The organism is Pseudarthrobacter kochi (genome assembly GCF_055412805.1).
On record NZ_JBVAYV010000001.1, the window covers coordinates 235702 to 248258 of the forward strand.

General features: G+C 67.5%; 11 protein-coding genes. 7 read left to right on the plus strand and 4 right to left on the minus strand.

All coding sequences use genetic code 11. The features are described from left to right. Nucleotides 1–150 precede the first annotated feature (150 nt). From ACZY0Y_RS01195 to ACZY0Y_RS01215, 5 genes are all read left to right on the plus strand, one after another. Nucleotides 151–1824, plus strand: coding sequence for a cellulase family glycosylhydrolase (locus tag ACZY0Y_RS01195; RefSeq protein ID WP_463879935.1), 1674 nt, complete (start codon nt 151–153; stop codon nt 1822–1824). Nucleotides 1825–1894: 70 nt separating this feature from the next. Beyond that, the gene (locus ACZY0Y_RS01200; RefSeq protein ID WP_463879937.1) at nt 1895–2362 is read left to right on the plus strand and encodes a GatB/YqeY domain-containing protein; all 468 of its coding nucleotides are present in this window, start codon (nt 1895–1897) and stop codon (nt 2360–2362) included. Between the two features lie 298 nt (nt 2363–2660). Next, nucleotides 2661–3782: a methyltransferase gene (locus tag ACZY0Y_RS01205; RefSeq protein WP_463956514.1), complete on the plus strand. Its 1122-nt coding sequence runs from the start codon at nt 2661–2663 to the stop codon at nt 3780–3782. Nucleotides 3783–3842: 60 nt separating this feature from the next. Continuing rightward, nucleotides 3843–5435: an ABC-F family ATP-binding cassette domain-containing protein gene (locus ACZY0Y_RS01210; RefSeq protein WP_463956503.1), complete on the plus strand. Its 1593-nt coding sequence runs from the start codon at nt 3843–3845 to the stop codon at nt 5433–5435. Between the two features lie 107 nt (nt 5436–5542). Next, on the plus strand, nt 5543–5857 hold the full coding sequence (locus ACZY0Y_RS01215; RefSeq protein ID WP_463879941.1) for a hypothetical protein: 315 nt from the start codon (nt 5543–5545) through the stop codon (nt 5855–5857). A gap of 69 nt (nt 5858–5926) precedes the next feature. Here the strand turns inward: ACZY0Y_RS01215 and ACZY0Y_RS01220 are convergent, their stop codons facing one another. From ACZY0Y_RS01220 to ACZY0Y_RS01230, 3 genes are read right to left on the minus strand one after another with little or no spacing between them, the layout of a single operon-like run. After that, nucleotides 5927–7630, minus strand: coding sequence for an ABC1 kinase family protein (locus ACZY0Y_RS01220; protein ID WP_463956504.1), 1704 nt, complete (start codon nt 7628–7630; stop codon nt 5927–5929). Between the two features lie 28 nt (nt 7631–7658). Next, nucleotides 7659–8654, minus strand: a complete 996-nt coding sequence (gene corA, locus ACZY0Y_RS01225; protein ID WP_463956505.1) for a magnesium/cobalt transporter CorA — start codon at nt 8652–8654, stop codon at nt 7659–7661. A 7-nt stretch (nt 8655–8661) separates the two neighbouring features. Continuing rightward, entirely contained in the window at nt 8662–9195 is a 534-nt protein-coding gene (locus ACZY0Y_RS01230; RefSeq protein WP_463879947.1) for an Lrp/AsnC family transcriptional regulator, read from the minus strand. A 156-nt stretch (nt 9196–9351) separates the two neighbouring features. Between ACZY0Y_RS01230 and ACZY0Y_RS01235 the strand changes: the two genes are divergently transcribed. Continuing rightward, nucleotides 9352–10590, plus strand: a complete 1239-nt coding sequence (locus ACZY0Y_RS01235) for an MFS transporter (protein WP_463879949.1) — start codon at nt 9352–9354, stop codon at nt 10588–10590. A gap of 36 nt (nt 10591–10626) precedes the next feature. Here ACZY0Y_RS01235 and ACZY0Y_RS01240 read toward each other — a convergent pair whose 3' ends face one another. Continuing rightward, nucleotides 10627–11133, minus strand: a complete 507-nt coding sequence (locus ACZY0Y_RS01240; protein ID WP_463956506.1) for an Lrp/AsnC family transcriptional regulator — start codon at nt 11131–11133, stop codon at nt 10627–10629. A gap of 133 nt (nt 11134–11266) precedes the next feature. Between ACZY0Y_RS01240 and ACZY0Y_RS01245 the strand changes: the two genes are divergently transcribed. Then, nucleotides 11267–12430, plus strand: coding sequence for a trans-sulfuration enzyme family protein (locus ACZY0Y_RS01245; protein ID WP_463956507.1), 1164 nt, complete (start codon nt 11267–11269; stop codon nt 12428–12430). Nucleotides 12431–12557 lie beyond the last annotated feature (127 nt).

A 12557-nucleotide genomic window follows, 5' to 3' on the forward strand; every position in this document is an offset into this window, starting at 1 on the left:
GCCGTATTGGCCCGATCCTAGCCATCCGGCGAAATCCGACGAAATGTGCGGCGGCTTCCCGCCCGACCTCCGATTCCTGTGCCATGGTGAGATCCAGCGTCCCGCCTTCGCATTGGCAGGCGGGCGAAACACCCCCGATACGGAGGACTTGTGAAGACCACCCACCCCGCCGACACCGCCCAGGCCCGGGCACGCCGCGGTACAAAGCTGGCCGCTGTGGCCGCTGCGGCTCTGGCCGGGTTGCTCGCCGTTTCCGGCTGCGCTGGACCGGCTACGTTCGCCGCTGAACGTGCGGCGGACACCTCGCCGGCCGCGACCGGCTGGCTGCACACGGACGGCGGGGCCATCAAGGATTCCAACAACAACCAGTACACGATCAAGGCCACGTCGTGGTTCGGACTCGAGACTCCGGACTGCGTCCCGCACGGGCTGTGGGGGACACTCACGATCGACGAGGCCCTGGCCAACATCAAGTCGATGGGCTTCAACACCGTCCGCCTGCCTTTCTCCAACGAGTGCCTGGCCGCGACGACCATCAAGGGCAGCGTGAACTACTGGGCGAACCGGGCCTACAACCTCGAGGGCAAGCGCCCGCTGGACGTCATGGACACGGTCATTGCCCGTGCCAAGGCCAACGGCCTGCAGATCATCCTGGACCGCCACCGCCCGAGTTCCGCCGACCAGTCGCCGCTCTGGTACACGTCCGCTGTCCCGGAGGCGAAGTGGATCTCCGACTGGAAGATGCTTGCTGACCGGTACAAGGGCGACCCGACGGTCATCGGCGCCGACCTGCACAACGAGCCCGCGGGAGCGGCGACCTGGGGGCGCGGCGCCGCAGCCACCGACTGGCAGGCAGCCGCCACGCGCGGCGGCAACGCCGTCTTGGCCTCCAACCCGAACCTGCTGATTATCGTCGAAGGCATCGAAAACCAGGGCGACGGGACCTCCACCTGGTGGGGCGGCGGCCTCGCCGACGTCGGTGCGAAGCCCGTTGTCCTCAGCACCCCCGGCAGGGTCGTGTATTCGCCGCACGACTACCCGGCATCGCTCTACGGCCAGAAGTGGTTCAGCGACCCGGCCTACCCGGCGAACCTCCTGTCCGTCTGGGACAAGAACTGGGGCTACATCCAGAAGCAGGGCATCGCGCCGATCCTGCTCGGCGAATTTGGCTCTGCCCTGGCAACCGAATCGGACAAGCAGTGGATGACGTCGATCGTCTCCTACCTCGGCACCAACAAGATGAGCTACGCGTACTGGGCGTTCAACCCCAACTCCGGCGTCACCGGCGGACTCGTGAAGACGGACTGGCGGACACCTGAAGCCGAGAAGCTCGCTGCGCTGGCACCCATCCTGACCGGCGTGCCGGTCGTCAACGTACCGGTTCCGTCGCCGAACCCGTCGCCGACCACTACAGCCACGCCGACAGCGACGGCGGCACCCACCCTGGCACCCACGGCAACGGCAAGTCCTGCCCCCACGGCCACTCCGACTCCTACTCCGTCGCCGACGGCCCCGGCCCCGGCCGGTGACCCGGCAATCAGCGCGACGTGGAAGGCCACCAGCGCGTGGACCGGCGGATACGTGGCCAGCATGGAAGCCACGGGTCTCCGCAAGGCGTCCACCTGGTCGGTCTCCTGGCCGGATCCCAATGTCACCAAAGTGGTCAATTCCTGGGGCGTGAAATGCACTATCGTCCCGAAGTCTTCGGTCACCTGCACGGGCTCTGACTGGGCCGCGACCATCCTCCCCGGACAGAAGCGGTCCGCTGGCGTGCAGCTCGACTCGCTGAAGGCCCCGGTCAACCCGGTCCTCACGCTCAAGTAGTCATCAAGCGCTCCGGCGGATCACCCCGGCCGCGCAGCCCGATATCCTGTCCAGTGAGACGAGGAGAATCATGACCACCCTGAAAGAACGCCTGCACGCCGACGTCGTCGGCCACATGAAGGACCGCAACAAGGTCGCGCTCACTACGGTGCGCAACGTCCTGGGCGAAATCGAAACCCGCGAGAAGTCCGGCAAAACCCCGATCGTGCTGGACGACGCCCAAGTAACGTCCCTGCTGCAGAAGGAAGCCGCGAAACGCCGCGATACCGCCCGCATCTACACCGAGGCGGGGGAGTCCGGGCGGGCCGCAGCGGAAATCGCTGAAGCTGAAATCATCGAGGCGTACCTGCCGAAGGCACTCACCGCAGCCGAAGTGGAGGCGATCGTCGACGAGGTCATTGGTTCCCTCACCGCCGGCGGAACCGAACTGACCATGCGCCAGCTGGGCGCGGTGATGAAGCCGGTCACCGCCAAGGTCGCCGGACGCTTTGACGGCAAGGCCGTCAGTGAGATTGTGCGCAGCCGCATTCCGCAGTGACAACGTGTCCGGGCCCCGAAAACCGCGGCCCGGGCCCGGTGGCGGAGGGCTGCCGGCCCCCGCCTGTATCCTGAAAAGGTACGTCGAATGGCAGTATCCGCCATTTCAAGCGCGTTTCGTGACCGGACCACCGTCCAAACCCTGGACCGAATCCCAGGGTGTCACGGAGTCCCGCCGCACACGTCAGTCTCCGATCCGCCCCTCGGACTCTGGGATTGGAACTCTTATCACTACCGCCGTGCCTGGCCGCCCCCAGGCAACCCCGACGCCGGCCAGCAAACCCCCGCAGGCAGCCGCGGTGGCTGACACGGCCGTCGTCGCGTGGACCGAGGCCGGCCACAGCAAGACGGCGCGATGGCGCTCGGCCAACGGAAGACCCGCGCCCGCGCGCATCGAAGTGGTCACCGATTCCCTGACAGCCGATGAGGCGAACCGGATGGCGTCACAGGGCATCGCGATGCTCTGGCAAGGTGACTTCCACAATGCACGGCAGATCCTCAACGCCCTGGACCGGCGGGTGGGCGCCGGCACAAAGAAGGCCCCTGGAACGCCGGCTGACGAGTTCTACCGGCACCGCCAGTCCCGCTCGCACCGGGCGCGCATCCTCGGCTTGCTGCTGATTCCGGTTGATCCGGGCCCGGTGGTGCCCCTGCGGCGATCACCGGACATCCGGGCGGCCGCCGCAGAGGCGTACGGTGAAATCAGCGAACCGTCGGTTGTCTCGCTCCATGAGCTCGTCGGGGCCATCGGCGCCCACGAGTGGCGGCGGAACGGCGTCCACGTCGAGGCCCTGCAGGGCCGCATCCATCCGCACTACGGCACGTTCTTCCCGACCCGCAGCGAGTACGTTGACCTGGTGGCCGCCGCACCGCTGCCATCCGACACGCTGGCGTTCGACGTCGGAACCGGCACCGGCGTGCTCGCTGCCGTTCTCGCCCGCCGGGGCGTCCAACGCGTCGTGGCGACAGACAACGAACCGCGCGCGATTGCCTGCGCCGGTGAAAATTTCCGCACTCTGGGGGTCCAGGACCGTGCGGAGGCTGTCCTGGCCGACATGTTCCCGCCCGGACGTGCACCGCTCATTGTGTGCAACCCGCCGTGGATTCCGGCCACCCCGCATTCATCCCTGGACAATGCCGTCTACGATCCCGGCAGCCGGATGCTGTTCCGTTTCCTGGACGAACTCTCCGATCACCTGGAGCCCGGCGGCGAGGGGTGGCTGGTCCTCTCCGACCTGGCTGAGCACCTGGGGCTGCGGTCCCGGGCCGAGCTCCTGGACGCCATCGGGGCGGCCGGGCTGACGGTGCTGGAACGGTTCGACACCAGGCCGACCCACCCCAAGGCATCCGACCGCAACGATCCTTTGTTCGAGGCCCGCTCGGCTGAAGTCACCTCGCTGTGGCGGCTCGCAGTCCGTTAGTGCAGACCGCGCCACGCGCGCGGTTGCCGTTCCGAACCCTTCCCTGAAAGAGAAACACCCATGAGCCTGATCCGGCTGCAAGACGTCAGCGTGCGCTTCGACAACACCCAGATTCTCCGGGAGGCGTTCTTCCGCCTCGAGGCTGGCGACCGTGTGGGCCTGATCGGCAAGAACGGCTCCGGCAAGACGACCATCCTCAAGCTGGTCCTCGACCAGGTGGCACCGGATACCGGCACGGTCACCCTGGAACCGGGCACCAAGGTGGGCTACTTCTCCCAGTTCTCGGAACTCAACGGGGACGCCACTATTCTCGAAGTGCTCGATGCCCTGTTTGCGGAGATCAAGGCCGTCGAGGCCGAACTCGCCGCCATCGACGCTTCCATCGCCGCCGGCCCCGCGGACGCCGAACTCGACCGTCTCATCAGCCGCCAGGCGGAGCTCTTCGAGGACATGGAACGGCTCGACGGCTGGGACTACCCCCGGCGCATCGACACCGTCCTCACCACCCTGGGCTTCGACGAGGCCCACCGCCGCTGCGCGATCGACGAGCTGTCCGGCGGCTGGCGCAACCGTGCGGCCCTGGCCAAGATCCTGCTCGAAGGCCCGGACGTGCTGCTGCTCGACGAGCCCACCAACTTCCTGGACGTCGCCGGCGTCGAATGGCTTGAAAGCTGGTTCCGGGACTTCAAGGGCGCCGCGATCATCGTCTCGCACGACCGGAAGTTCCTCGATGCGGTCGTCACCCGGATCATCGAGGTGGAGAACTTCCACCTGCACGAATACCCGGGCAACTTCGGCGAATACGTGGTGCAGAAACAGTTCCGGCTCAAGACCCTTGAACAGCAGTTTGTGCACGAATCCGAGCTCCTGGCCTTTGAAGCCGAAGGCATCGCCGACCGCCGCGAAGCGGCCAAGGCGGCCAGCCGCGGGCTGGGGAACCAGCTGGCCAAGATCAAGAAGTCCCGCACGCCGCGGCCCGTGGACCAGATCGTCACGGAGATTTACGGCGGCCTGCACGTCAAGGACGTCCTCTGCCGGGTGGAGGGGCTGGGGAAGTCCTACGGGGAAAAGCTGTTGTTCGACGATCTGAGCTTCGAGATCCGCCGGGGAAACCGGATTGTGGTCCTGGGCGCCAACGGCAGCGGCAAGTCCACGCTCCTGAAGGTGCTGACCGGCGAAGAGCAGGCCGACTCCGGGGAGGTGGCCTGGGCCAAGGGGCCCGGCTTTGTCTCCTACAACCAGATGCTCGAGGACCTCGACGACGCCGATACGGTGTCCCACGCGGTCAACGCGCTGCCTGACAGCCTGGCGTTCAGCGCCACGAAGAAGTCCGTCAACCGGTTCCTGGCGATGTTCCAGTTTTCCGAGGCGGACCTCAAGCAGAAGATCGGGAACCTTTCCGGCGGCCAGAAGGCGCGCGTCGCCATGGCGCAGTGTCTCCTCTCTGGCGCCTCGGTGCTGTTGCTGGACGAGCCGACCAACCACCTGGACATGTCCAGCACCCAGGTCATGGAACGCGCGCTGGTGCACTTCCCCGGAGCCGTCGTGGTGGTCAGCCACGACCGGTTCTTCAGCGAAAAAATCGCCAACCGCCACCTGGTGTTCGGCGCTGACGGCGCCGAACCCGGTGAAATCGACGTCCGCGTCGCTTAGGCGCTGACCAGCCCGGGCCGGCGACGGCGGGGTGCAGCGGAAGCCCTCCGGCAGATGCCGCTGCCCGGAGTCTGCCCGGGCGGCCCTCGCCGCGGGATAATGGCTCTATGACCGAACAGGATCAGGACCGCGACCCGTGGGATGAGTTCGACAGGCTCAGACCGGCCGGACCGGACCGGGTGGAGGGCTACCCCGGGGGTGAACCAGTGGGCTTCGGCTTCCGCACGGGAGTCCGCAGCGCGAAGGTGGCCATCGGCTTCGCCGTTTATGCCCTGACCCTGGGCACCGTCCTGGTGGTGGTCGGCGCCGTCGTCTTCATCGGCCAGAGCCAGTGGCTGTTGCTCGGGCTTATGGTACTGATCGAGGCGGTGTTCATCCTGGCCTTCAGCAGGCTGGTCGCGCAGGCACGGCGGCGCCGCTGAAAGTCCCGACTCTGCCAGCTCCGACTCTGCCAGCTCCGACTCTGCCGGCTCCGACTCTGTCGGGCCCTGCTATTTCCGGTGCCGGGAGCTTAGCGCCAGGTAGGCCCCCAAAGCGCCGACGCCGCCGATCCCGGCGGTGAAGAGCGTCTTGGACCAGTTCTTCCAGCGGTCCGGCTGGACGGACACCAGCTCCCCGACGGCATTGATCAGGGCGGCGGTGATGAGCCCGGCGACGATCCGGTTCCCGGTCTTCTCCGCCTTGTCCATGAGCTGGTCCAGCTCATCGGCCCGGAAATGAATGTCGATGCCGCCGCGCTCCAGGACCTCCACCACCCGGCGCAGGATGTCCGGCGCGTCCGTCCCGAAGCGCAGGGCTTCCCGGCCGAGCTTCTTGAGCCGCTCCGCGAGGGCCTCGGGGGACAACGAGCCGAGGATGATCTTCTGCGTGAAGGGGCCCAGCTGGGTGGTCAGCTCGAATCCGGGATCCAGCTGTTTGCCCAGGCCGTCCGCCATCACCAGCATCTTCAGCAGAAGTGCTGTTTCCCGGGGCAGACGCAGCCGGTAGTGGCGCAGCAGCGCCGCCAGTTCCGACAGGACCGCCACGATCGGAATCTCCGCCAGCGGCCGTCCGGCGTAGCGGTCCACGAGCCGGCCCACCTCTGACTGCAGTCCGCCAAAGCCGCCGTTGGCCTGCGCCCCGCACATGCGGACCAGGGCCGTGGTCAGCCGGGCGGCATCCTGTTCCACGATGGCCAGGAGCATCCGGACCAGCTGATCGCGCGTGGCGTCGCTGATGTGGCCAACCATGCCGAAGTCAATGATGCCAAGACGCCCGTCTTCTTCCACGAAGAAATTCCCGGGATGCGGGTCGGCGTGGAAGAAGCCGTCCTCGAAGACCATCTTCAGCAGGATGCTGCAGGCCTGCCGGGCCAGCTCCCCGGCCTCGATGCCCGCCTCCCGCAGTGCGGCGGCGTCGTTGACCTTGATGCCGCGGATACGCTCCAGCGTGAGGACCCGCGAAGTGGTGGTGTCCCAGAAGACCCGGGGGATGTGGACGCGGCCGTCGCCCGCGAAGTTTGCGGCGAAGTGCTCCGCGTTCCTGGCCTCCTGCAGGTAGTCCAGTTCCGCCCGCAGGGTCTGGGAGAACTCGTCCACGAGGGCCTCCAGATGGAGGCCGGCAGCCCTTGTGGAGGCACGCTCGGCCCGTTTGGCCAGCTCGGCCATGATCTCCAGATCCTCATTGATCTGGGACACGACGCCGGGCCGGCGGACCTTGACCACGACGTCGATGAGCCGGCCGCCGTCGGCTGTGGCGCCGGACGCGCCGGAGACGGCGTCCTCCACGTCCAGCGCGATCCGGCCGCAGTGGACCTGGCCGATGGAACCCGTGGCGAGGGGAGTGTCATCCAGCGAATCGAGCAGCCGTACGGCCGCGGTGCCGAGCTCCTCGGCGATGACGGCGCGGACCTCGGCGGCAGCGATGGGAGGGGAGGCGTCCTGGAGTTTCGCGAGCTCCGTGGCGTACTCCGGCGGAAGCACATCCGTGCGAGTCGACACGATCTGGCCGAACTTGATGTAGACGGCGCCGAGGTCCTCCAGGGCGAGCCGGACGCGCACGGGCAGGCTCACCCCCCGTGGCGGACGACGGGACAGCCCCGGCGTCCCGTTCGCGGGCCGCAGCCTGTCCAGCCCAAGGTTACCCAGCGCAAAGCCCAGTCCGTGCCTCGTCAGGGTCTCCACGATGTCCCGGAACCGGTCCCGCCGCGCGCTCATGACGCCAGACTACACGCGGGTCCGCCGGCTACAGCCAGCCCTTCCTCTTGAAGATGCCGTACATCAGGGCGGCGGTGCCGGCCATCAGCCCGATTGCCATCGGGTAGCCGAACGTCCACTGCAGTTCGGGCATCCGGTCAAAGTTCATGCCGTAGACGCCTGCGACAAAGGACGGGGCGAAGAAGATGGCCGCCCAGGACGAGATCTTCTTGACCTGCTCGTTCTGCTCGGCGCTGGCCTCGTTCTGCCGGTTGGCCGTCAGCGTGCCGTCGAGGGTGAGGGCGTTCTGCAGGAGGTCCCGGAAGGAATCGGCACGGGAGATCAGCCGCTCCACGTGGTCTTCGACGTCGCGGAGGCTGTGCTGGAGCTCGGACGTCACCTCATACTTTTCGAAGCCGCTCCGGAGCCGCTCCATCATGGCCGGGAGCGGATGGATGGCCCTCTGGAACTGGATGACCTCCCGGGCCAGCTCGTAGATCCGCCGGGAGACGGTGGAGTCGCCGCTGAACAGCTGGTCCTCGATCTCGTCGATGTCGTTCTCAAGCCCCGCAACGACCGGGACGTAGTCGTCCACCACCTGGTCCATGAGGGCGTAAAGCACAGCCTCCGGGCCGTGGCACAGCAGGTCGGGGCGCTTCTCCAGTTTCCGCCGCACCTGCGCCACCCCGCCGGTCTCCGCGTGCCGGACGGTGACGACGAAGTTCCTGCCGGTGAACACGTGGAGTTCGCCAAATTCCACGGTTTCTGATGCGTCCAGGTACCGCGCGGGCCGCAGCACGGTGAAGAGGTTGTCGTCATAGCGTTCCAGTTTGGGGCGCTGGTGGGCGGAAATCGCGTCTTCCACGGCGAGCCTGTGCAGCCCGAACTCCGCGGCGACCGCAGCCATTTCGGCTTCCGTCGGCCGGTAAAGGCCGACCCACGCCATCCCGCCGTTCCGGTTCAGGGTCTCAAAGGTCTGCTCGAGGCTCTGCGGCTCTGCGCTGCGGATGCCGTCAACGTAGACGGCGTTATCGATGATAGTCACAGGCCCATTATCCTGTCTTCGGCGCCCGCGGCTGCGCCGGGCCGGCCAGGGAGCTGCCTTGGGCCAACCGGCTGATCAGCGGCTCGGTGCGGTACTGGATGTGGGTGTGCAGGGCGAGGACGGTCTCGGTCCGGATCACGCCCTTGATCCGGAGGATGGAGCGCAGGGCTGCCTGCAGGTTGTGGGTGTCGGTGGCCACCACCCGGCACCACACATCGCCGCGGCCGGAGATCTCGTGGACTTCCAGGACCTGGGCGATCAGGCGCAGGGCGCCCACCACGCCGTCGAGTTCCCGGTGGTTGACCTCGATCGTGACGAAGGCGACGACGTCGTAACCCACCGCTTCCAGGTCGATCTCACGGCCGCCGTCGTGCAGCAAGCCGGAACGCTGCATGCGCCGGACCCGGGACTGGGCCGTGTTGCGTGCAATGCCCAGCGTTTCGCTGAGCTCCCCGATCTGGACCCGGGGATCCCGGATCAGTTCCAGCAGGATTTTCAGGTCCGTGGGGTCAAGACTGTTCAAATCATCACTCCCGTTCATTCGTGCGGCGTTCAATTGACTGTTTTGATCAATTTTGGCATGGAAATAAGCTGCGAGGATCAGCAATGACGCATTCTTTAAGCACCAAATCATCACGGGCTGGCGGTTACCCCATCACAGGGAACACGCGGCCCGCTTCCACGCAAGGGCACGGACATGACGGTCTTCAGCGAGCTTCGCATGCGTCCCGCCACAGCAGAACGCTGGGGCTGGGACGCCTCCACCACGGCCCGGCTGGTGATGGCCGGCGTCGTGATTTTCACTCTGCTGGTCGGCGCGAATCTCGCCACCCCGATTTACCCGCTGCTGCAGGCCAAACTCGGCATCACCGCCCTTGATGTCACGGTGGCCTTTTCCGCCTATGTCCTGGCGCTGGTGGCCACCCTGATCCTGGCCGGCCACTGGTCCGACCACATCGGCCGACGGGCGGCCCTCGTGCTCGCGGTACTCGTGGGCCTCGCCGGCGGTTCCGTGTTTGCCACGGCGGACAGCCTGTCCGCGCTGTGTGCGGGACGGGCCCTGCAGGGCGTTGCCGTGGCGCTCGCCACCGGCGCCAGTTCGGCGGCCCTGCGCGAGCTGCTGCCCAGCCGTCCCGAGTGGGCGTCAAGGTTCACGCTGCTGGCGTCCGCCGGGGGTGTGGCGGCCGGCCCGGCGATCGGGGGAGTGCTCTCGCTGCTGCCCGGACCCACGTCCACGCCGTATTACCTGCATTCCCTGGTCCTGGCCGCGCTGCTGGTTCCCTTGTACCTGCTCAAGGCCCGGCCGGCCATCACCTCGGTCGCGGGCCCGCAGCCGCTGCGTGTGCTGGCGCCCCGCCGGCCATCGGTGTCCAGCGAGGCGCGCGGCGCCTTCTGGCTGGCGTCCTCGGTGGGGTTCCTCAGCTTCACCGTCTTCGGCTTCTGCCTCTCCCTGGCACCAGGCTATTTCGCCCAGATCGTCCACGCCGAGTCGCGGCCGCTGATCGGCCTGCTGGCGGGACTGACCCTCGGGTCCTCCGCGCTCAGCCAGCTTCTCGCCGTGCGGGGACGTTTCGTCGTGCCGGTCGGGCTGGGCATGCTGGCCGTGTCGGTGCTGCTGATCGCCGCGGCTGCTGCCTGGAGCAGCCCCTGGCTGCTGATCCTCGCAAGCATCACCGCCGGTATCGGACAGGGTGTGTCCTTCCGGACCGTCTTCAACGACGTCGCCGGAAAGGTCGAGGCCTCACGCCACGCCCAGATCATCAGCACCGTCTATGTCATCACCTACCTCGGCAGTGCCTTTCCCGTGATCGGGCTGGGGCTCGCCGCCGGGGTCGTTGGCCTGCAGGCGGCGGTGGCCGGCTTCGTCGTGCTGTGCTCGATCGCGGCCGTCACCCTCGCTGCCATCACCCTTCGCGGGGCGTTGCGCCGCGCCTGAGCGCACGGCGGCCTACTGTGCCGGCCGGTGCAGCCCCTAATCAGGCAGCGGGCCGAGGTTTCCCTGGATGTGGTCGAACACGAGGGTGGTTTCGGTGTGGCCCACCACCGGGTCGGTGGCGAGGTTGTCCAGCACCCAGTCCCGCAGGTCCTCGGTGGTGGCGACGGCGATGTGCAGCAGGTAGTCCACCGAACCCGAAGTGTGGAAGGTGGAGAGCACGGCGGGCAACCTCGGAACCCGGGCCGTGAAGCGGTCGATCTGCTCGCGGTCGTGGGCACGGAGCCGGACGGCGATGAGGGCCTGCACGGACCGTCCGATCGCGGACAGGCTCAGCTTCGCCTCGAAGCCCTCGATGATCCCGCGCTCGGAGAGCGCCCTGGTGCGCATCAGGGCCGTGGACGGCGCAATGCCGACCAGCTCGGCCAGCTGCTTGTTGGAGATCCGGGCGTCGGCCACGAGGGCCGCCAGCAGGCGCTCGTCGATAGCGTCCAGCGGCTCGCCGGCACCCGCTCCCGGCCGAAGATTCTTCGCACTGCTACTCACGGGTCCTCCTTGGTGTGTTGTCTGTTCATCATAAACGGCGCATTCCGACACTTCCATTCGCGCCCCCTGTAAAACTCCGAATTATTGCCAGATACTTGCGGAATTCAACGGTGAATATTCATAAGGAGCAAGGGTGCTTTCTCAAGACTCGCTGGCTGTCCACGCCGGCCGGAGCGGCCTCACTGAACTGGGCGTGCACGCGGTACCGATCGATCTTTCCACCACAGCGCCGCTTCCTTCCGTGCACGACGGCGGCATGGCCTATGAACACATGGCCACAGGTGGCGTCCACGTGGATGGCCAGAGCACTGTCTACCAGCGGCTCTGGAATCCCACCGTTGCACGGTTCGAGGAGGGTGTCGCCGTCCTTGAGGACACCCCGGAGGCCGTGGCGTTCGCCACCGGCATGGCGGCGCTCACCGCGGTGCTGCTCGCCGTCGTCGCCACAGGAAAGAAGCACGTGGTCGCGGTCCGGCCGCTGTACGGCGGAAGCGACTACCTGCTGGCCTCGGGAGTGCTCGGCAACGACGTCACCTTCACAACGCCGGAGGGTGTCCATGCCGCGCTCCGGCCCGACACCGGACTCGTGATCCTCGAAACGCCGGCCAACCCGAGCCTGGAGCTCGTCGACATCGCCCGCGTGGCCGCGGCGGCGGACGGCGTCCCGCTCCTTGTCGACAACACTTTCGCCAGCCCGATCCTCCAGCGGCCCTTCCGGCACGGCGCCACCATGGTCCTGCACAGCGCCACCAAGTTCCTCGGCGGACACGGTGATGCCATGGGCGGCGTGGTGGCCGCAGCCCCCGAGTGGACCACGCGGCTGCGCCAGATCCGGGCCGTGACCGGCGGCATCCTGACACCCTGGCCGGCCTACCTGCTCCACCGCGGCCTCGCGACGCTCCCGGTCCGGGTGCGCGCCCAGCAGGCCAGCGCCCAGAAGGTCGCCCTCGCCCTGGCCGGGCACGGGCTCGTCCGGCGGGTCTTCTATCCGGGGCTGCCCGAGTGCGATCCGCAGGGGCTGATCGGGACCCAGATGGCCGGTCCTGGCTCTCTGCTTGCCTTTGAGCTGGGCAGTGCCGAGCACGCCGAACGGATCCCCGGTGCGGTGGCCATGATCACGCATGCGGTCTCGCTCGGCGGGATCGATACCCTGATCCAGCACCCTGCCGGGCTGACGCACCGGCCGGTCGCCGCCGAGGCCAAGCCGCATGCCAGCCTGCTGCGCGTGTCGGTGGGCCTGGAGGACGCGGCCGACGTCGTCGCCGACCTCGTGCAGGCCATCGAAGCTACCCGCTAGCGCCGGCCGGTGCCTTAGCCTTGATCCACCGATCCGCCTGGGCTGATGATCTGGATCTGACTTTTGGCGGTTTTGCGGGCTGAGTGCGTGGTGGGGTGCCGGGCCTCGCTGCCCTTGGGTGTTCCAC

Bases quoted from the DNA above. Each gene is read 5' to 3' on its own strand.
- ACZY0Y_RS01200 (WP_463879937.1), top strand. From the start codon at position 1,895: ATGACCACCCTGAAAGAACGCCTGCACGCCGACGTCGTCGGCCACATG.
- ACZY0Y_RS01210 (WP_463956503.1), top strand. From the start codon at position 3,843: ATGAGCCTGATCCGGCTGCAAGACGTCAGCGTGCGCTTCGACAACACC.
- ACZY0Y_RS01215 (WP_463879941.1), top strand. From the start codon at position 5,543: ATGACCGAACAGGATCAGGACCGCGACCCGTGGGATGAGTTCGACAGG.
- ACZY0Y_RS01220 (WP_463956504.1), bottom strand. From the start codon at position 7,630: ATGAGCGCGCGGCGGGACCGGTTCCGGGACATCGTGGAGACCCTGACG.
- ACZY0Y_RS01230 (WP_463879947.1), bottom strand. From the start codon at position 9,195: ATGAACGGGAGTGATGATTTGAACAGTCTTGACCCCACGGACCTGAAA.
- ACZY0Y_RS01235 (WP_463879949.1), top strand. From the start codon at position 9,352: ATGACGGTCTTCAGCGAGCTTCGCATGCGTCCCGCCACAGCAGAACGC.